Genomic DNA, 19,444 nt, shown 5'->3' on the forward strand with positions numbered 1-19,444 from the left:
GAAAGCACGGTCACTATCGCGTGCTGCTAACTTCGGTGGCCAGCCTGGGTATCAAAAGGCTAACCCGTCCGGCTTTCCCGTTAGGCCCGTTGCCACGGGATGCAAAGGATACTAGCGGGAAAGCTATCCGAAGTGACCTACCAGGATTGGTGGTCATGAAACTCGCGTGGAGACCGCTCTGATCGTTCTACAGTCTGATAGGTTGGGTGGCGTTAAGTCGCTCGCGCCGCGAACGGCAGGCTGATCTCCCCATATCTCTGCTTCAGTTGCCGCAACCGGTGAAGGCCAAGCGCTCTCTCAAGCATCGGCTCGCCGCAGCATTTCATCACGACTCGAATGGCGCGAGCCGGAATGTCCTGCCGACGTGAAGCCGCCCACGCAAGGAACGGCAACACGACTTCAGGCAGCTCATCCGTCAAGCGCAGAACGTTGATTGCATCGCCCCCGCACTGTCTGAGCTTCGCGAGCGCATGGGCCAGGACATCTGGCGTATCAGTCTCGACGGCCGCAGTGCGCGGCGCGAACTGAAGTTTGACTACTCCCATTATGTTGCGTCCCTGCCGAGTTGCACGACCTTAGCTTCGATTCGCGCGACGCTGTCGTACTTGGGGTCTGTTACCTCATAGACTGCGCCTGTGCGACAAAGCTTGATCCGGTAACCCTGCTTGAGCGGCCACGGCAGCGACTTGTGATCGAAGCTAAACACGGGAACGCTTGTCGAGATGAGCGGGCTCAACGCATGGCCGCGCGAATGTACTTTGTTGTCCCCCATCACCACCGTTTCTGGCTTCGCCATGAAAACCGCCGTTGTGCTGATTGACCGCTCGGGCTCGGGGATGGTGGGGAAGTTCACACCGCCCGACCGCACCGGAGTTACAACCACGGTTTCGCCCATCGTGTCGTCGATTGCGGCAGATACTTCCTGCATGCCCGCTCGCCAATCGTTTGCCTCTGGAAATAACCACGTCATTCCTGCGCTCCTGTCGGCGGGCCTTGCATCGGCTTGACCGAATTGTCACCCGGCCCTTGAAGACCGGCCCCGAGCTGACCGTTCAAATGCATGTTGGCTACCGCCTCCATCCGCTTGACCAGCGACTCGAAGTAGGTGGACGGCTTGACCTCGATTTGAATATTGTTGTGCAGCTCGGCTTCGCCGGTCACGGTGCCAGTGACGGCAACGTCCTTGAAGCCCGACGACTGAGCGACTGCGCGAATTGAGTCCTGCCAACCGAACCGGCTGCCATCCATATCCTCCGACGCGCCAAGCTGGCGAAGGTATTCGCTAGTCGCACCGCGCCGACGCTTCCAGGGGTTGGCGGGCTGATAGCGATCAAACGGGCTGGATTCATCACCAACCAAATCCTCGTACTCGCTGCCACGCGTCGCCCGCAATCGTGCCAGGTTTCGCCGATAGTTTGCAGCCCCCCCGCCTTTTGCGTCGTCAGTTCCCGCCGCCTCTTTGCCGATCTCATCCCAAAGCGTAGGGCCGAACAACGCACCGAGGGACAGCCATCCGAGGCCCTTGGAAGCGCCGCCCAGGATAGATGCCGCTCGCGAGCCTGCCGCGCCCGCAGCCATGCCTCCCGCTGCGCTGGTGGCCGTTCCGAGCGCGCTGCCGCCTGCCATCCGGGTCAAGGCCGCAGACGCCACATTGGCGCTCGCCGCTAGGCCCGTGAAGCTCGATATGACAGAGGCGATGGTGGCACCGGCAGCCGCTAAGCCGGACAGCGAGGCGAGCCCCGCTGAGACGCTGAGCGCCTGTTTCTGAGCGTCCGACAGACCAGCGGCAAACCCTGCCAGCTTTGCACCGGCATCGGCGAGCGGCGTCAGCCACCCTTCGTTCGCTTTCACGATCTGCTTTTCAGCGCTGTCGATTGACGCTGAGAGCCTGTCGACGGCCGCCGCCAAGCCCTGCATGCGCTCTTCGGCGATCTTCTGTGCGAAACCGTCGCCGTGGTTCAGCTTTTCCAGATATTCGCCATATTGGTCACTCGCACCGAGCAGAAGGGACGCACGGCCACCCTGCTTGTCCCCGAGGATCGCTTGAATATCCCGAGCGCTGGCCTTTTGCAGGATCGCGTCAAAGAGCGCCCCGCCGTTCAGCGAGCCCTTTGCAAGGTCGTACTGACGAAGCGCCGTATCGACCAAATGCTTTTGGTCCATCTTCGAGAGCTTCTCGCCGCTCGCCTCAACGGCCTCCCGAACCGCGGTGCTGAAGTCCTCTCGGCTGCCGAGCACGTTTCGGGACTCGTCGCCGAAGGCTTCCGTCAGCTTTGCCTTTCCTGCCTCAGATAGTCCTTTGCCGTATCGACGACGCAGCGAAGCATCAATAGCATCCGGATTGACATTCCCCTGCGGGGCATAATCCGCATAGTTGATGCCCATATGGGCGAACGCTTCGAAGGCTTGCTTGGTCGGCGCGAGCAGGCGCGCTGCGAACTGGCGCATGAAGACGCCCGACTCGTCACCCCCAACGTTCGCCCGCTTCAGCGTCATAGCCGCAGCGAACGCCTGTTCGGCGCTGATACCGGCAGCCGTGGACATGCCGATACCGAATTTGCCGAATTGGGTGATGTCCTCCGGTGACATCGCGCCCGCCTTTGCGGCGATGGCCGCGAGGTCCGAAGATCGGGCGATCTCGCGGGCAGCCTGAGCCGGATTGTGCAAATGGATGCCTTGCCCGAACGTCAGGCCCTCGACGATCTTTGCGGCTTCAGCCGTTTGGACGTTCAGGGCCTTGGCGAGCACGATAGCCTGATTGGTCGCGGCTTCAGTGATCGGGGCTGAGAAGTTCCGGGTGACGAAGGCTTGCTGAGCGTGCAGCGTATCTTCTGGCTTCAGTCCGTAGACCGTCGCCGCGTTGATGCGCTGTCGCTCCAACAGAGCCATATCGGCATTGCTATAGTGTTGAATTGCCCGCTGATACCGAACATCCCGTTCGTATGGGATGTAGTTGGAAACAGCCGAACGGGCTAACTGGAACGCCTTCGCGCCTGCGACCCCCGCCACAGTCGCACCAATTGCCGATTGGACCTTGTGAATCTTTTCCAGCACGGAAAGGTGCTGAACGGCGGCCGAGGTGGCTTGCCGGAAGCTGTTGGTGTACCCGCTGCCCGTGCTCTCACGGAATAGGGCTTTAGATGTTTGGTCTAGCTTCTTCGTCAGCTCAAGCAACTCGCGCAGCTTGGGCGTTGCCTGATCATTGGCGGAGATTGTTGCTGTTACTGAAGGGTTAGACATCCGTCCTACCTTGCACTCTTTTTGCGAACTTTAGTGAGGTCCGCCTGCATCTTGATATGTGCCACTAGCCGTCCGATGCGCATGGAGTGCAGCTCCGAAGGCTGCACCCCGTAATCGCGGATCATGACCGCGACCATGCGCTGGACGGTTACGTAGGGCGCTCGTCCTGCACCCCGAGCAGAATGATGTTGGTCGCGACGCCTCGGAGGCGCTGAAAATCGCTCGCGCTGATGCTCTTCAAAACGAGATCGTCGATGCCCTTCTCCGCGATCATGTCGACCAAAAAGCGCATGAACGCTTTGTTGTTGTCGTAAACGAACGTCACGCCCTCCGGCTCGCCGTCCTCGCCTTTGCGCGGCTTGAGCGTGAATGGCTCGCCGTAATCAATGAACGCTCCTGCCGTCGGTTCTTGCAGAGTAAGCGTGAGCACCTCTCCGTTGTGTGTCTTGAGCGGCCGCGTCAAGGTGAAGGTCTCGGTAGTCATGTATGCGATCCTCGATTAGGTGCGCGGAATGAGCGTAGATGCGTCAACGCCAAGCTGAGCCAGGGCCTGCACCAGCGGCGTTCCGATCTTGTCGTGCGTGTCGAGCGCGAGCTTGATCTGCTTCGCTTCTTGCGTCATGCCCTTGCCGTTCGTGTACAGCGTGCTGTAACGAATCTCAGCGAGGCGCTTGAGCTTCGCGGGCTCGACGGCGCTTGCATCTGCGCGCGACGCCTTAGCCTTGTAGCCGTTGTTCCTGTTAAATGCGTTCATGGTGCTGCGAATTTCGGCAAGGCGTGCAGCGCGCGGGTCGTCATTGGTCATGGTGGTCTCTTCTGTGTTGATGTCGGTGGTTTCGATGGGAAGGCCACGCAGAAAACTGATGGCCTGATCGGCTGAGAGGCTTTCAGGTCCGCGCGACGTAACAAGCTCGGCCGTCGCGGTTGGTCTGTCTTGCGCCTCGGGTGAAGTAAAAATGGCCGTGCGCCATGCGGCGGACGCGTCGGATCGCAGTGCATTTCGCTTCGCCCCATCTTTCGTGATGGCGAAGCCCATTGTCTTTGCGGTGGTTTCGGTGACTGTCAGCCCGAAAGGCGGTAGGACTGCCAGGTCGAGATGGTCTGAATGTCGAGTGGCGATGCGCTCGTTTGGCTTCAGCAGGTCCGTGTACGGAGCGATGTCATAACCGAGCGCCTCAGCGTCCGCGCGAGACATCGTCTCGCCGGATGAGAGAAGTACGTCTCGGCGGGAAGCCGGGTGCGTGTAGACGGTAGTCATGCGTTGACCTCAGTATCGGTGATGGCGTTGTGCGCCCATCGGGACATACGGTCCAACCCGGACGGCGCGCCCCGCGCTCAAGCCGCCTTCGCAGACGGCTTCGAGGCGACGGATTTCATGTTGCAGCGTCTTAGCGTCGGAGCGATGCCACGTGGTCCACATGTCCCCATTACGGACCTGGGCCGTGGCTTGCCCCGCTAAGAGTTGGTAGAACGCCGCGCGCAGCGCAGAGAGCATTGCGCACGGGTTATCGACGCTTGGCGTGTATTTAGTCATCGGTTCGATTTCCTGATGTTGCGGGCCGCTCGTCGCCTTCGGGGTCGAAGTCGTCGCGATTTTTTGGCACGGGGTGAGGCAGCCCAGCCGCTTCCAACTGTTCTCGTTCAGCCTTTCGCTGAGCAAGCACCTCTTCAAAATCGAGGCCGCGCTCACCGAGCTTTGCTTCAAGCGTCGACAAGCCATTTTCGATCTCAAGAATGTCAGCCTGAGCGGCTTTCAGTGGATCGGCAACCGGCTTACCCTCGCCACGCCAGACAGCGGTGCTGTAGGCGTCTGTGGCCTGCCAGAATGCGGGAGCTCCGTTCGGAAGACGGATGCGGCCCGTCTCGCAAGCCTCCTCAAGCCATGCAGTGAAGACAGCTTGATAGAACGGCTCGACAATTGCCGAACGTCTGCGTTTGTTGATCCGCCAAGGCAGCTCTTGCGCAAGGCGCGAAGCGCTGAAGGACGTTTGCGAGTAATCCCCGCTCACGTCCTCAGCCGATGAGCCTGCAGCCTTCGCCGCTTCTCGCGACAAGCTCTTATCGAGCACGTCGTGAACCATGTTCGGGCTGTTTGGCCGGTGCATTACCAGCTTGTCGCCCCTGTACATGTGGGTGACTAGACCCGGTTGGAGGTTCACCTTAACGTTCTCATAGTACGATGCGCGCGCTTCCGCCCAGGCCTCAGGCGAAACACCGGCCGGAGCAGGCATATCCATTGCATCGGCAGTGGTGAGTGACCGCAGCGCTGCATCGCGGGGCAAGTCCGACTCCACCGTCGCGGCAACCATTGACTGAACAAGCGCGGCGGCGAGTCCGAACTCTCTTAGCGTCGACTTTGAGTGCGCGGGGGTGAGTGCGGCAGCTAGCGGCGAGATGCCACGGATTTGGCCGGGCACGATCAAGTCGAACAGATGCCCAATTCTCGTGCGTCCCCATGACGTGCGTGCCTTGACGAAGACAGCCTGAGGCGCCGAACTGAAGCTGCCGAGCACGAAGGGCCTGATCCAGTATCCTTCAACCCTGCCGTTCGTATCGAACTGCACGCCCTGCATGATGCTGCCCCCGCCATTGCCTTCCGCGATGCGGGTGATGGTCTGGTCGAGCTGACGAACGTCAAGCATATTGACTTTGGTGCGCGAGACCGCGCCGACTGATTTCTGCCAGTCAATAGCAAACAATGTCTCGCCCGTGAGCAAGAAGCTCTTATAAGCAGCGACGGCCAACTGATGCAGCGAGTGACGGCCGGACGCGTCGCACTCGGCGCCGTTCTTTGCCCAAGCTTGCCAGGCCGTTTCAATCTGATGGCTCAGCTCGCCCGCAGCTTCTTTGGTGATGCCGAGCGCGGCGTAGTTGGGACGCGACGACAGCGTGAGCCCGTTGCCAACCGCGTAAGTCGAGAAGCCCTCAACGAGCGCGGCGATGACCGGATTGGACATAAGCAGGTCGACGGTGACCGAAGACACCAAGGCTCGCTCCCGGCTGATCTCTGAGCCCGGCATTCCCCAATAGGGCTGCCAGCCGCCAAGATTTCCAGCCGTGAAGGGCGCACCGTCGTAACGAGCCCAAACCAGCGAAGGCTTGCTGCCATCGGTGCCGGACATGATTCCGGCCTTGGCTTCCGACACGCCCACCATGTTGTTGGTGATAGCAGCGCCGGAGCTGATCGCGCTCTGTGCGGCAATCGACCGTGACGGCCGACTGCGCGTGGATCGCTTAGCCATTTTGGGTTAGCCCTTCTTGCGGCTGGCGTTGAAGGCGTTCATGCCGACTTTGATCTCGGCGAGGCGCGCAGCCTTCGGGTCGGCCGCGATGTCCACGGTGGAAGCGCTCAGCCCGATTGGGCATTCGCGGTCTGCGGCGGCCAGGTACGGGTTAGCGGCCGGGGCCTCAGCAAGAATGCTGCGAGCGGTCTCTGCATCAAGAACCGAGCCGAGCGCGAGCTTTTGAGCCATTGCCGGATTGCGTTTGCCCTCGGGGCTTTCGAGAATAGCCGCGATGCGCAGGCGCTCGGCAGCGATAGCGGCATTGCGGTCTCCGCTGACAGTCGCGGCGACGGTGGGTTTCTTAGACATAGTGGGTTACCTCGTTTGCGAGAGCGCGGCCAAACGCTTGGCCGACTCGGTAATTGATGACGGTTTAGGTTGTGCAGGCACAGACGGCTTTGTGATCACGGCCTGCACGTGTGGGTGTTTCGCTATGGCCGTCGCGTAGACCAGGCAGTCTAGCGGCTCGTTGCGTTTCACTGTGCGGTGATAGGCGTAACGCGGTGCGCCCTTAATGACTTTGACCCGCAGCTCTTCGGAGGCGAGGCCCTCGAAGTAATCAGCGTCAAGGTGATCAGGCAGCCTGATGTAGCCGGGTCCGATCTCTTGCAGCGCCAGCGCTTTTTGCACCGCGAGCTTGCCTGCGTCAGACGCCACGATGAGCAACCGCAACTGTCCCTTCAGACGCCCGCCTTGTGCGAGCGGCATGCGGTCAAAGCCTTCCTTGCCCTTCACAGCGTAAGCGGCACGCGCTTTCTTACGTTGTGCCATCACGAACTTGACGACTTGATCGGCATTGAAGCCGGAGTCGATGGCCTGTATCTGAATGGCCAACGTCCGCCCGTCTGTCGTTTTGAACGTCGACCCCATCGCTTCGTCAAGCTGGCGCCATACTGCATCGCCGCTTGTGTCACCCATCAATTTGAGATGGTTGAGCACGCTGAACGTCTCATCGCTGTGCACTCCGAGAAAGGTCGCCTCAAGCCGGTCCGCCTGAACGTCGACACCCGCAGAGATGAAGACAAGATTCGCCGCATAGGGCGGCGCGATCTTCTCGGCACGCTGTTGCAACTCGGATGACGACAGTTCTACTTCGGTGCCCGCATCGTAGACCTGCGCGAGCGTCGTATTGTAGAACGCCTGCTTTTGCTCTGGCGTTACGGCCGCCTCGTACTGCTGAGCGACCGACGCCATGGTACTGAAGAGCGACGACAGCTCGGTCAGGTGATAAGAGCGAATGCCCTTCTCACCTAATGCGGTAGCCTGCCACTTCCCGCTTTCGATCATTGACCGGCGGGCACGCTCGTCATGGATAACGCCGCAAGCCTCGCAAATTAGGTGGGCCGTCTCGGGCTTGCCGGGCACCCGTTTGAGGTTCTCAAAGGCAAGCGGTTCTGAATGCCCACAGTCAGGGCATTTGACGAAAAACTTCCGTTGATCTCCCCTTAGATGCCACGCATTTATTCTGGAGCCGGCGCGCGTCGTCGGCGTGCTGACGATGATAATCTTTCGGCCCTTGCCTTCGAACGTCTTCGTTCGCTTCACGGCCAAGCCAATGGGATCACCTTCCGCGCCTGCCGATGCGGCAAACCTGTCTATCTCGTCGAGAAACAGAAACCGGATCGCGCGAGCGGCAAGTTCGTCGGCTTTGAACGACGACGCAAAACTGAGCTGCCCGCCAGGAAAACTCTTCGCCGTGACCGAGTTGACGCCCCCGCTACTTCCCTTTCGGGTGTCTTGGCCCTTGCCGATCAGCGCCCGCAATGCGGGGGACGACAGTACAAGCGGGTCAAAGCGTTCCCGAACGAACTCTTCCGAGCGGCCTCCGGTCGGGGAGACGTGCAGCATAGGGCCGGGATCGCTCGCGATGCAGTGGCCCAAAATCGCATTGATGGTGGTCGACTTTCCGGTTTGCGAAGCGAGCATAAGTACTATGATTTCAACGTCATCGTCTGCGACCGAATCGACCGGCTCTCGCTGATATGGGTAAAGACGTAGCGGTCGCGGCAGTGCGTTGACGCTCGCTGGGAGGATGATCTGGCTTTCGGCGAAAGTAGTCGGCGCGACAATCGGCGGCGGCGCAAGCGCGCGCAACCATGCTCGCGCTATGTCGTGGTCGATCATTGCGAATGTCCTAAGTCAGCGCCTCGATGTCGAGCGCTTCGAAAAATTTCTCGTCATCGGCGAGTTCACCGAGCACAATTCGCGCCTCGGCCTCGATGGCTCGCGCGATCTCGCGCGCGTCTGTCTTTCCGACCAATCGATCAGCGACGCGGAGTCCGAGTGACAGGAAGGCAGTACGAGCCTCAGCCAATATGCGGATACCAGTGTCGGTCACCACCTGTCGGTCGATCAGACTCCCAGCTAGCTTTTCGTTCTGAAGGCGAAGCTTCTCAGCGCGGTGCCTCTCAGACTCAGCGCGAGCAGCTGCGTAATCCGAGCTGTTACCCCCACCTCCGCCTCTGCCGTTAGATGCGTGGCCTATGATGCGATCCGCGTCTGCGATTGCTGCGACGGTCTCGATGGCTGTTGAGAAATCGGCCTCGCAGTCGCGTTCGGTTAAGTTGGAAGCCGCGAGCGCGCGGCGTACGGTCGCTTGATCAAGGCCCGTTTCGTCGGCGATTTTGCGGATTGTGCCTCTCGGCCTGCCCATGATGGTTCTCTGCTATCAAAAAGTAGGTTCGCTTTAATCGAAAAACTGCGGCCGCGGCCCGCTCGGCCCTTCGGAGGGGCTCGGAGGGGACCCAAGCGCGGACGCTTGCCACGGCCTCACGGGCTTCCGCGTGGGTACTGCTTGTGATCGCCCGTGCGGTCGTGTGCGCTCGGCTGCGTCGGTGACGTAGTCCACGCGTGCTCCTCGGGGCGCACGGGCGATGCTGACGCGAGAGCTAAGCTGCTCGGCCTGCCGCGTGGGGTATTGGGTGCGCGTGGCGCCCTTTCGGACTGCCAGGCGCGCTAAGGCGCCACGCGCTGTGCCCTGCACTCCGGGTGGCGCACGTCCCGTCAAGCGGCATGTCCAAAACCGCGAAGGGGTGCGCCCGTCCTAGTGCGGGCTGGTCTTAGTTCAGAACTCGCTCGGCATTTTCTCTGGCAGTTGCCGAGCGAGTAGGAGGTTGTGGGTTCGTCGGAGCTTGGCAGCGATAGAGGTGTGTCTGCGCGATACTGAAAAGGCCCGCTTGCGATAAGCTGACGAGGCACGCTCGTCATGCCACGCGGCAACCGCTGGCAGATCGCCCAACTTGTGTTTGTCGTTCATTGGTCCCCATCAATCGTTGTCGGCGGGCGCTGTGTACGGCAAGCCCTCGGCCAGTAGCTGATTCTGAAGCTCGGTCGGCAGTCGTTCAGCGAGTTGCTTATTCGCTTCCTTTTCCCACGCTGTGCGAGCCGCTGCGCCCTCTTGACCCATGGCTGTGCCTGGGTGCTCTGCGTAAACACCCTTGATCGGCAGCCGCTCGCGGGTCTTCCTAAAGGCGACAAACGTACCACCATTGGCATGCACCAGGAACACGCTCTTGATCTTCAACGAAGACGAGCCGCCGCCCGTCAAGCGGTGAGTCGAGGCAGTCAGTCCGCCCGCACCGATCTTAGCTCCTGACACGTTCAAGATGCCGATGCGAAGCTTCGTAGCCGTGAAGCTCGCGCTCAGGTCCGTTTGCGTGGTCCGCCGCAACTTAGTAACGCCCGGCCTGATCCTAGCGACGGGGACACCCGCGTCTTGCGCGATGATCTTTAGCGCAGCCTTCCTTGCGGCCGTTGCTGACCTATCAATCGCGCGTCTTATGGAGTTCCGAAGCCCGCGCGTGGACAACACAGTCGCCCATTGTTCTAGCTTACTTCCGTCCAGATCAACTTTGAGCACTGACATGTGTTGTCCGTTCTTCGTTGTTACTTCGCCTGCGCTCTGGGCGCGACGATGCGCTCAAGCTCCATTTCGGAGCGAACGCGCTCGACGTGAGCGTTAGCCATTACCGCGAAGCCCGTAGCTGCGAGCTGCAACACGCTCGAAGCGGTCGCTGGCGCGTTCGCGGCAAAAGCCGCCTGCACCCATGCTGCTATGTCACTCATCGTCGTCCCCATCGCGATCTGGCTTGAAGCTGTTGCCCGTTGAGGACGCCCTGAAATAGTTGACAGGTTCGCTGGTCCAAGGATCGGAAGAGCACTGGCCGGGCCCGCTCGCGGAGCCACGGCCGACGCATGATGCGAACAGCCCCACAAGCGTCTCGATGGAATTCGCGAGTCGTTCGGCTGCGTTGGCCGTTCGGAGTTGCGCTGCGAGCTGATGCTCAGCGGTCTCGGCCAGGCTTTCAACAGCTTGAATGATGCGAAAGCGTTCGTCGGCGCGAATCGCGTCGATGTCTAGGGTGATCGTTTCAGGCTCGGGCGCGACGGCGCGCGGTCGCAAGCCTTCGGCCAGCCCAGCGAAGACCGGGTCGGGTTGTCTAGTCATGGGGCAGTCTCTGTGTGAGGGCGGGGTTGACAGGCTCGGCCGCGCGGCGCCGCTGATCTGATCGACCGGGCGCCGCGCACCGTGAAAAGGAGCCGCGCCCCCCAAACGCGGCCCCCATACACATAGGGCGGGCTCGCCAAACTAAGTCCGCTGAACGCCTGTAAGTCTTTAAGACTTATAGACTTCTCGCCTACCGCCTGCCGTTTTCAAGGCTTGTCGGTCTCAGCGCCCGTTCCGCCCGCAGCGCCCCGGATTGATTTTAAGACGTAAGCCCCCAGCAACGCAGCCTTCGGAATGCCTATCCTGTCGTCGCGTCGCGCAGTCGGTCGGTCTGTCAGGCGTCTCCCTAAAGGGAGGGAGACGACTGACCGACTAACCGACCAGACCGAAAGTCGGTCAGTCAGGTCGGTCGGTCGCACGACTGACCGACCATTGATAACATTGGAGAATTTGGCCTTGTCGGTCGGTCAGGTCGGTCAGTCGCGCGAGAGACCTAGTGGGTCGGTCAGTCGTGTTTTGGTCGGTCAGTCATTTCGCACGACTGACCGACCCAAAAAGGCATGGAAATATGGGAAAGTGGGCGCGCAGCAAAAAGCCCGGCGCGGTGGCCGGGCTTTGACAGTCATGCCGCGACTAAAATGCGGCCCTCGTGCTTGGGCTTGCTTGGTTTTACCTTAATTTCGACGTCAGCCCCCAGCGCTCGCACGCACTTAAGAAGCCGTTCGAGAGAAACCCCCTCAAACCGCCCTCTAAGCAGCTTGGAAACATCAGGTTGACGCAGCCCCATTGCAGTGGCCGCCTGTGCCTGAGTGAGGCCCTGAGCCTCGATCATCTTAGTAATAAGAATTACGAGATGAGCTTTCACATAGTGCTCTTCGGGCCGGTCGATCCCCAAATCGGCAAAAATGTTCCCGCTACACTGTGTTATTCTTGCTTTCTTCGCCATCTCTCCACCTCGACTCTCATGACTTCTTTTTTGGCGCGTAGTTCTTTTGTAGTGCTCCTCAGCTTCCTTTAGCCGCTTAACGATCATCTCCATGTCGCGCGGAGGGGTTTTCGATCCCACCTTGGACTTCTTTTTGAAGGCGTGGAGAACATAAACCATGCCCCCAAACTTGACGGTGTAGACGGCCCGGTATGCATCTCCGTCTAAGTCCTCCACGACCTCTATAACACCCGCACCCCCAAACCCGGTCAGGGGCTTCGCATCTGGGTGCCTCATCCCGTTCTCTGCTAGAAGGAATGCAAAGCCGAATACGGCTCTTGCGCCCTTTGGAAGGGACTTTACATCCTTTCGGCTAGTTCCAAGGAAATGGATGCTCTTTAGGCGTTTTGGCTTCGAGGGTTTGACCACCCTTCATCTCCATAGTAGAATTACTATACGCACGATTGGTTCAAATTCAAGTATACAAATTGATGTGGGAACTACCCGTAATCCGAGCGATCCATCTGTTGTGCAAATACAGATTTAGACTTAGGCGCAAATCCCTTACCATGAATTTAAGGGCCTTCGCTCGGGAGGCTTATGAGGCTGAAAGCCACGCGGCCCACCGTCGAGACGGAGGCCGCTGTTTTCTTGGTGAGTCCCGGTCCCGCATCAGCTTCCGGGTCGCTGGCTCACCCCTCTTCACTCTCATCGTCAACCGGCCCGAAATCAAACGTGCGCGGCGCTGGCCGCGACGTGCCGCGCTTGAACACCTTCACGGATTTGCGGCGCTCCGCACCTTTGCCGCCCCCCTCTAATACAGCTTCCGTGATCCAACCGCGTCGCTTCCAATCGTCGATGATGACCTTAACCGAGTCGCGAACGTGTTTCTGACTCGCATCCCACCCAACCGCATCGGCGAGCAGCCGACCCAGCCAGCGCCCATGGCGGGAATCAACGCCCACGGGTTCATCGCCATCGAGGGCAGCCAAAACAGCCAAGGTCGCTTCATCGCCCACCCCGTCGTTCGCCCCCTCCCGCTTCGGCGGCATGTAAACGGCAAGCGCAACTGTGCTGTCAGGAGCAAACTCATCCGTCCCGTTATCAGCCTGCACCGAGTGGGCACGGAAGAGCCTCGGCACCACGTCGCGCGCACTGTAGTTGGACTTGCTTCCAGCCGACAGAGCAATCACGTGCGGCACGTCTTCAGGCGGCACGTTCCAAGCCTGAGCGTCTTTCCGCGTTAGCCGCCGCATACTGAGAACCACTCTCGTCGGGGTGGTGATCGTTCCCGCGCCTCGTGAATCATCCTGACTCGCGTCTTCGAGGCTTTTGCTCCCCACGTTCTTTTTGTCATGGTGCGCGATCATCAGCGCAACCGAACGCCGCGCTGCCAAGCTCTTGAATCGCGTCATGATGACATTCATCTCAGAGTTGGCATTCTCGGGGATTGAATGCAGAGCGACCAGCGGGTCAAGAATCACAACGTCAATTGCGCGGGATTCGATAATCTCGGCGAGCTTATCGAATGCCTTTTCTTTCAACATAACGCGCCCGTCCTTATATTCGGCGAGGCGCATAGAAGACTCAACACCGCTGATGATGGTCAGGTTCTCACGCACCATCGCGCGCAGCTCCGCCGAAAATTCATGATGCAGGAACTGCGCGCCGACACGCCTTAGCATCTCGTCTTTATCGTCCTCTCCGTTGTAGACGAGAACCTTACGGGACTTGAATTCTCCGGCACCGAGATGATCAACACCGCATGCTAGATCAATTGCAGCATCCAGGGTCCAAGCTGACTTACCCACTCCACCCGCTGCGGACAGCAAGGTAACGTGTCCGCGCATCAGATACTTCGCGTACAAGTAGGGGCGCGGCGGCAACTTGTTGATATCAAGATCAGCGGGAATACTGATCGTGTTATCATACCAATGGGCCTCGCTGGCGATGTTATTCGTCGTGCTACTGGCCTTCTTCGCCTTCTCAAGTTCGGCTTCCAGAGCTTCGACTAGTGCGGTGTTGCCGTCGAGGTCGGCGGAGACGATAGCGCTTTCAAGGTGCTCAATAAGCACCGCGCTCGCTGCTTTTGCTTCTTCGCGCTCCGCCTCCGCAACGTTGCCGAAGGCGCTGCCATCTGACAGCGGCATGTTCGCGGCAGTCGCCGTAACGAAATCTTTCGCAAGATTGCGATGGTCATATGTGCCGCTCCCTTCTGCCTTGTCGACAAGCTCGCCGAATATCTCGGGGTACTCCGCGCACAAAGCCGCGAAGTCCCGCACGGTAGCGCGCGACGATGCACCTTTTAGAGCTGAAGCGGCTGACAGCCGGTTCGACGAGCGATCCGAACGCGGGTCTTCCATCAGACTGCGGAACTTATCCGACCCGCTCTTCAACCGTTCAAGGTCGAGGGGCTGGCCATTCCCGAAGACCTCTTCAAAGCTGGGCCATTCATCTTTCAGTTCGGCGATGCCCGCCTTGACGCGCGGGTCGCTGTCGCTGACGACTTCACTGGACGCTTCGCCGATAAGGTCGGCCAGGCATTGCGGCAGTTCAGGCAAAGTGTCCTGTGTGATCGCTTCGATAAACCGTCGCAAATCGTCAGGTGTGCCATAGCGCTTTCCATCAGCGCGCCAGGAACCGGGCGCGACAATCTGGCCTGCAACGCCACGTACGTTGCAGCCTAGCCTGCGATTAATTTCGCCCTCACTATTCCGGTACTTCCCCTCCCGGTCGCGAAAGACATAGTGCTTGGCGCCCGACTGCGAGGTCAAGATCACCGTGCCGTCCGGTGTTCCGCCATGTTGGTCGAGATAGGCAGCCAAAAGCGCAGGCCCGTCACGGTCCTTATTGTCGGCGTCGATGACGACGATCTTCGAAAGTCCACAGCAGATGCTTGCCGTACCGTCGCGGTGCGCGATACGGTGCATGCGCTCCCATTTCTTTGGGTCAAGCGTTGAGCCAACGATGCTGAGCGGCGCTTTGCCTTCGGCGATGTACTCATTGCGCACCTTCTCAAGTTCGCTTCGCGGCAGCTCGGTGTCCAAACGCTGCCAACGCTTGATCCTAGAAGCCTTGTTAAGTGAAACGAAAACGGGAATGCCCGCATTTATCAACCGCAGCCCAATGCTCAGGTTATGCGACTGGCGAAGGTCGTCAGGATGCCGGGTCTTCTTTGTTGCAGAAGTCATCAGGCCACTTCCATCTCGGAAAATTCAAGCTCGGCATTCTCGACGCCAGCCGAATGCATAGCGAAGCGCAAGGTCGAGTGGTGGTCGGCGCTGATGTGTAGCCGTTCGCCGTGAAGCACGGCGGGCACGGCTAGTGTGAAATCTTGGCCGTCGCTTCCTCTTATTGTGGCAGTCGCGATGCCCTGTTTGGGTAACGCCATGTTGTGGTAGTCCTTTCTTAGGCCGCAGCTTTGGCCGGGCGCTTGGTTCTTGTGGTGCGGAGCTTGGACGGCTCACGCGGTTTGATGGCGGCCTTGGCGGCGCCGTTCATGATCGCCTTGAGCAGCGCCGTGAGTTCTGTTCTTGATTGCCCCACGCGCCCTTCAACTTCATCGGCTCTTGCCGCGAGCAACAATGCCGCAAGCCGTTGCGCCTGGTCGGGCTCCAGTCTACCAAGGGTATCTCGGTTCATCTCGTCGTTGCGGCCCAGTTCGTCGAGCGCCCTCAATACCCCACGGGCCAGCGGCCGAATGCGTCTAGTTTTCGCTTCTGAGTTGGCATCGTCGATGCCCGCATTGATGAACCGGCTTTCGACAGCGTGCAGCAAGGCGTGCTGCGTGGACGGATCGCATGCGGCGATGGCGTGCGCTGCTGTAGGACCGTCCAGAACCGAGCCGATTTCGATTTCGGTCAAGTCGGGCTTCGATTTACGGCTGATCGACTGAGCGACCTCACGCCTATCGATTTCACGTTGTACGGATTGCAGCTCGGCCCGGCCCCGTGCGATGAGCACGCGCGCCTGCTCTGTGCTGATGCCTGCGGCCTTCGCGATCTGCTCGCGCGCGTCGGTGAAACCAACCGCTCGCAAGTTCTCGTCGGCCCATACGGCGAGGATCGGCCGCTCAAGCTTTGAGGCTCGCGGCAAACGCTTCAAGCATTCACGCGTCGTGTGCTGGCGAGATGCCGCAGACGGACACGCCTGAAGCGCCGCTTCGATCAACCGCCTGCGTGCGCGGAGCTGGGTGAGCTGTACGCGGTGCACGTGCCGCTCCGGGCCAAATAGCTCCGCATCAGTTTCTTCAGCAGAGCCAATAATGGCGCCACGAGCGTCGGCAATGGCGGTGAGCGGCGCGTCGGCGCCGTCCTCTGTGGACAGCGGGTCGCACGGGAGTTCACGCTCGACGCGCCTACCCGTCTTCGGGTGAACGAAGCTCTCGGCCAGCACCGAGATGCCGGTGAGTCGGTCGGCCTCGGCCTCCGCAGCAGCACGCTCGGAGTCAGTGATTGCGAGTAATCTGGACATGTGTGGTCTCTACCGCCCTGTCGTCGGCGGCGCAGTGTGTTGACTGAGTGGGTTCAGTCGGCCGAAGCGCCGAAAAGCTTAGCTTCCATCGCCTCGATATCGGCCCGACGCCAAACGCGCTTCCCGCCTAGTAGCGCGGACGGCGGCAGCTTGTTCGCCTTGACGAGATTGTGGATGAAGCCTTTCGATGTGGGCTTGCCGTTGGTTCCAAAACGGGCTCTCAGGTCATCGGTGTCGAAAAACACGGGCATAGGCAGACTCCAATTGTTGGGCGCGCACGCGCTCTCAGCGCGAAACGCAGCCGTTGTGGGTATTGGCCGCAAATGCAGCCTTCGATTTGTGGGTTGGCGTCTAGCCCGTCCGATGCGGTTTTCGCGTTCGGAATGCTGCGCGGTGTTCTCGGCCTTCACACTTGCTTTTGACCCCTGATGGGGTGGTGAGGCTGCTCGCCCGCGCGAGATAACGTGCAGCTTTTGCTGTAGGCTTACATAACCACGGCTCGTTTGAAGCCGTCAATTAAATAGCCCCGCGTGCAGTGCGCTGAACTCATATAGTGTATAATGATCCACGACCGCAGAAGATCGTCGGTTGTTCGTTTTTTTTTCTTTTCGCCACGAGAGTTTTTTTTCGTGCGTACCCACCCCCGCAAGCGCCCTTTACGCCCTAGACAGGCCGCAGAAAAGATTAGGAAGCATAAGAAAACGAAACGCGCTCCGAGCACTGTCAACCCTCTGACCTTGATAGAAAATAAGGCTTCCCTAGGGAGCGCCATATTCCAAATTCGCCGTTGATTTCACAGCAAATTTTCATGCTTTTGTCCCACTCGCGTTATCGGTGGGACATTCTCTGTTCTCGGCTAGTTCCGGAGCGTCGGGCGGCGCGAGAACGAAGCGCGTTTGAGTTCGCAAATCCGTGTAGTCCATCAACACGCCCGGGTCGTTTTCAAACGCCGTAACGTAAACGCGTACCAGCGCCGGCAGGGTGTCAGGAAGCGAATAGCAAACAAGGCCAATGGTGGCGTCCTTCTTAACGACTACACGCCCGCGCAAATCGAACCGCGTTCCTGATTTCATCACCTCGTCCAACGGACGGAAGTAATAGGCCCCAAGCACAATGCAGTTGATCCGGTTTGCTGGGCCGTCGATTTCGATCTTGTAATCAACCAAGAGACCTGCATCGATTTGCAGGGGAATAGCTATCACTTGGCCGTTGTCACTCGGAGCCCACTCATAGGTGAGCACGAGTTGAGGTTCGCGGTATACAAATCGAGCACCCTTCCAGCTTCCCAACTCCTTCTCGGCCATCAAAGCCCGAATAGGTGCAACGGCTAAGTTGATGATTGCCCATATCGGCAGTGCCGCCACGGTCGATAGCGCCGTCGCGCCTAGTGTGCCAATTCGCGCTGTCAGACCCTTGTCGCCGAGAAACGCCGAAACGAAGAACAGCGAAAAGGGATTTGTGATTAGGCCAAAAAAGGCGCCGGCGTTCACAACCGGCGAGTACAGGCCCTTGATGAAGAGTCCCCACACGGGCTTCAATAGAGCCCGCCATCGGGTAGCCCTCAACGTTCGACGCGGCACCGCATCCTTATCCAACGGCTGCATGAATTGCGTGCCGGACGGAAGGACTTGAACGCCACGCTGTTTCTGAGTCTTCACCAAAACGACTGCGCCTTTACCGACGGTTCAATTTTGCCATGGCCGCATCGGCTGTTTTCTTGCGGCTAGCCGCCTTAGTGTACCGCTCCACCTCTTCCAACGTTTGGTGGCCCGTGATTGCCATGATCTCGTGCGGCGTAGCGCCAGACTCCGCAAGCGCGGTTGATGTAGCTTTGCGCACACCATGCGCCGAGCAGTGCGGCAGGTCCGCTTGGCGGCACCAATCTTTGAACTTGTTGCCGAACCCATTCGCCGTGAACGGCTTACCGTACTCCGTGAGCAAGAAAGTCATGTTTGAGCTAACATCCGCCGCTGCGATGCTTTGGGCTAGAGCCGGATGCAAAGGGATGTCGATATCGATCGGATTGCGGTGCTCATTCTTTGCCTGACGGAAACGAACCCGATCATCTCGGACGTGTTGTCGGCCGAGTCGAGGTGCATCTTCGCGCCTTCCGGTCGTGTATCGAAGCAGATCAAGCGCAAGGCGTGGCTTTGTGCCGAGCGGGTGCCGCATGTAATATTGCTGAATTTCCTCATCGGTCCAAGTATGGTGCCCCGCCGAACGGTACTTGAGTCTTTTTTCACCCCGACCGTCGGATTCACCGTCGTTTCCTCAGCTTCATTGGCCCACGAAAACAACGCGCGTAGCGCTTTCAGCCGCTGGCTTGCCGCCGCCGGCGTTTCGGCTTTTGCGTCGCGTAACCTGCGAACGTGGCGAGCTTGCATGGTCGCTACTTGCTTGGACCCGTGTTCTTGCGCAATTTCGTCCAGCGCGCGACGCTGCCAATTGCGGGTGCTGACATCCAGCGCTTTGTAAGCCGCGCTCGAATAGTAGCGGATGCAGAGATGGCGGAACGATCCCCTCTTGGCCTCCGCGGCCTGCCGCAGCGGCGCCTCGGCGGCCGTCGCAATCGCCGCCTGATATTCTTCCATGAATTCGGGGGTGCCCGGCAGCGCACGAATGCGCACCTTGCGCTTTCCAGGGACGCGAACGTAGCAGCGGACGTTGCTATGCCGGTCAACATCCTCGCAGATATACTTAAGCGCCACACGCATGCTCAGCGAAGGTCCCTGTCCCATTCGTTTTCCTCGCTATCGTCGAGTGCGGTAAAAGCGCAGTCAAGCTGTTTCAGGTCCCAAATCACACGTCCGCCGATCCTTTTCGGGCGGGGCATTCGGCCGTCAGCCACCATTTTGTCGAAGGTGGAGGGGCTAACCCCTGCCCATTCTGCGGCTTGAACGCGCGACAAGCCTCGCGGCGGCAACGAGGGCGGCAATGTGCTGCCTCGGCGCGCTGATTTTTCGTCGAACATGATTCAGCCTGAAAAAATGAAATGCGGTCACGACGATCCTTGGCCCGCTAGACTCTGGTGCGCGTGGGCTGGGAGGATCGCTTTCGGCGAGGACGTGACCGCTC

The 19,444-nt window shown here is 59.6% G+C and carries 18 protein-coding genes; all 18 read right to left on the minus strand.

Going from position 1 to position 19,444, the window contains the following annotated elements; genetic code table 11:
- Positions 1-212: 212 nt before the first annotated feature.
- On the minus strand, positions 213-545 hold the full coding sequence (locus XI05_RS14070; protein WP_271502436.1) for a hypothetical protein: 333 nt from the start codon (positions 543-545) through the stop codon (positions 213-215).
- Positions 545-970 (minus strand): hypothetical protein, encoded by a 426-nt coding sequence (locus XI05_RS14075; protein WP_271502438.1) that lies wholly within the window; start codon positions 968-970, stop codon positions 545-547. Before XI05_RS14075 ends, XI05_RS14070 begins: the two co-directional genes overlap by 1 nt.
- The gene (locus XI05_RS14080; RefSeq protein WP_271502440.1) at positions 967-3,240 is read right to left on the minus strand and encodes a phage tail tape measure protein; all 2,274 of its coding nucleotides are present in this window, start codon (positions 3,238-3,240) and stop codon (positions 967-969) included. The genes XI05_RS14075 and XI05_RS14080 overlap by 4 nt, the downstream gene beginning before the upstream one ends.
- Before the next feature lie 148 nt (positions 3,241-3,388).
- Positions 3,389-3,724, minus strand: a complete 336-nt coding sequence (locus XI05_RS14085) for a hypothetical protein (RefSeq protein WP_271502441.1) — start codon at positions 3,722-3,724, stop codon at positions 3,389-3,391.
- Between the two features lie 15 nt (positions 3,725-3,739).
- A complete protein-coding gene (locus XI05_RS14090) occupies positions 3,740-4,498 on the minus strand; it encodes a hypothetical protein (protein ID WP_271502443.1) in 759 nt (252 codons plus the stop codon).
- A gap of 268 nt (positions 4,499-4,766) precedes the next feature.
- Positions 4,767-6,482, minus strand: a complete 1,716-nt coding sequence (locus tag XI05_RS14095; protein ID WP_271502445.1) for a phage portal protein — start codon at positions 6,480-6,482, stop codon at positions 4,767-4,769.
- A gap of 6 nt (positions 6,483-6,488) precedes the next feature.
- Positions 6,489-6,833, minus strand: coding sequence for a hypothetical protein (locus tag XI05_RS14100; protein ID WP_271502447.1), 345 nt, complete (start codon positions 6,831-6,833; stop codon positions 6,489-6,491).
- A gap of 6 nt (positions 6,834-6,839) precedes the next feature.
- Complete coding sequence (locus XI05_RS14105) at positions 6,840-8,648, minus strand: phage terminase large subunit family protein (protein ID WP_271502450.1); 1,809 nt, start codon at positions 8,646-8,648, stop codon at positions 6,840-6,842.
- 10 nt (positions 8,649-8,658) lie between these two features.
- Positions 8,659-9,177: a hypothetical protein gene (locus XI05_RS14110; protein ID WP_271502452.1), complete on the minus strand. Its 519-nt coding sequence runs from the start codon at positions 9,175-9,177 to the stop codon at positions 8,659-8,661.
- Between the two features lie 612 nt (positions 9,178-9,789).
- Positions 9,790-10,047, minus strand: a complete 258-nt coding sequence (locus XI05_RS14115) for a hypothetical protein (RefSeq protein WP_271502454.1) — start codon at positions 10,045-10,047, stop codon at positions 9,790-9,792.
- A gap of 534 nt (positions 10,048-10,581) precedes the next feature.
- The gene (locus XI05_RS14120; protein WP_271502456.1) at positions 10,582-10,971 is read right to left on the minus strand and encodes a hypothetical protein; all 390 of its coding nucleotides are present in this window, start codon (positions 10,969-10,971) and stop codon (positions 10,582-10,584) included.
- Positions 10,972-11,593: 622 nt separating this feature from the next.
- On the minus strand, positions 11,594-12,325 hold the full coding sequence (locus XI05_RS14125) for an XRE family transcriptional regulator (protein ID WP_271502457.1): 732 nt from the start codon (positions 12,323-12,325) through the stop codon (positions 11,594-11,596).
- A 263-nt stretch (positions 12,326-12,588) separates the two neighbouring features.
- Complete coding sequence (locus XI05_RS14130; RefSeq protein ID WP_271502458.1) at positions 12,589-15,087, minus strand: AAA family ATPase; 2,499 nt, start codon at positions 15,085-15,087, stop codon at positions 12,589-12,591.
- A complete protein-coding gene (locus XI05_RS14135) occupies positions 15,087-15,287 on the minus strand; it encodes a hypothetical protein (protein WP_271502459.1) in 201 nt (66 codons plus the stop codon). The genes XI05_RS14130 and XI05_RS14135 overlap by 1 nt, the downstream gene beginning before the upstream one ends.
- A gap of 17 nt (positions 15,288-15,304) precedes the next feature.
- A complete protein-coding gene (locus XI05_RS14140; protein ID WP_271502461.1) occupies positions 15,305-16,369 on the minus strand; it encodes a hypothetical protein in 1,065 nt (354 codons plus the stop codon).
- 53 nt (positions 16,370-16,422) lie between these two features.
- Positions 16,423-16,620 (minus strand): hypothetical protein, encoded by a 198-nt coding sequence (locus XI05_RS14145; protein ID WP_271502463.1) that lies wholly within the window; start codon positions 16,618-16,620, stop codon positions 16,423-16,425.
- 555 nt (positions 16,621-17,175) lie between these two features.
- Positions 17,176-18,027, minus strand: coding sequence for a hypothetical protein (locus tag XI05_RS14150; RefSeq protein ID WP_271502465.1), 852 nt, complete (start codon positions 18,025-18,027; stop codon positions 17,176-17,178).
- Between the two features lie 16 nt (positions 18,028-18,043).
- Positions 18,044-18,541, minus strand: a complete 498-nt coding sequence (locus XI05_RS14155; RefSeq protein ID WP_271502467.1) for a tyrosine-type recombinase/integrase — start codon at positions 18,539-18,541, stop codon at positions 18,044-18,046.
- Positions 18,542-19,444 lie beyond the last annotated feature (903 nt).

The organism is Bradyrhizobium sp. CCBAU 11357 (genome assembly GCF_028128865.1).
Taxonomy (GTDB): Bacteria; Pseudomonadota; Alphaproteobacteria; order Rhizobiales; family Xanthobacteraceae; genus Bradyrhizobium.

Bases quoted from the DNA above. Each gene is read 5' to 3' on its own strand.
- XI05_RS14070 (WP_271502436.1), bottom strand. From the start codon at position 545: ATGGGAGTAGTCAAACTTCAGTTCGCGCCGCGCACTGCGGCCGTCGAG.
- XI05_RS14075 (WP_271502438.1), bottom strand. From the start codon at position 970: ATGACGTGGTTATTTCCAGAGGCAAACGATTGGCGAGCGGGCATGCAG.
- XI05_RS14080 (WP_271502440.1), bottom strand. From the start codon at position 3,240: ATGTCTAACCCTTCAGTAACAGCAACAATCTCCGCCAATGATCAGGCA.
- XI05_RS14085 (WP_271502441.1), bottom strand. From the start codon at position 3,724: ATGACTACCGAGACCTTCACCTTGACGCGGCCGCTCAAGACACACAAC.
- XI05_RS14090 (WP_271502443.1), bottom strand. From the start codon at position 4,498: ATGACTACCGTCTACACGCACCCGGCTTCCCGCCGAGACGTACTTCTC.
- XI05_RS14095 (WP_271502445.1), bottom strand. From the start codon at position 6,482: ATGGCTAAGCGATCCACGCGCAGTCGGCCGTCACGGTCGATTGCCGCA.
- XI05_RS14100 (WP_271502447.1), bottom strand. From the start codon at position 6,833: ATGTCTAAGAAACCCACCGTCGCCGCGACTGTCAGCGGAGACCGCAAT.
- XI05_RS14105 (WP_271502450.1), bottom strand. From the start codon at position 8,648: ATGATCGACCACGACATAGCGCGAGCATGGTTGCGCGCGCTTGCGCCG.
- XI05_RS14110 (WP_271502452.1), bottom strand. From the start codon at position 9,177: ATGGGCAGGCCGAGAGGCACAATCCGCAAAATCGCCGACGAAACGGGC.
- XI05_RS14120 (WP_271502456.1), bottom strand. From the start codon at position 10,971: ATGACTAGACAACCCGACCCGGTCTTCGCTGGGCTGGCCGAAGGCTTG.
- XI05_RS14130 (WP_271502458.1), bottom strand. From the start codon at position 15,087: ATGACTTCTGCAACAAAGAAGACCCGGCATCCTGACGACCTTCGCCAG.
- XI05_RS14135 (WP_271502459.1), bottom strand. From the start codon at position 15,287: ATGGCGTTACCCAAACAGGGCATCGCGACTGCCACAATAAGAGGAAGC.
- XI05_RS14140 (WP_271502461.1), bottom strand. From the start codon at position 16,369: ATGTCCAGATTACTCGCAATCACTGACTCCGAGCGTGCTGCTGCGGAG.
- XI05_RS14145 (WP_271502463.1), bottom strand. From the start codon at position 16,620: ATGCCCGTGTTTTTCGACACCGATGACCTGAGAGCCCGTTTTGGAACC.
- XI05_RS14155 (WP_271502467.1), bottom strand. From the start codon at position 18,541: ATGCGGCACCCGCTCGGCACAAAGCCACGCCTTGCGCTTGATCTGCTT.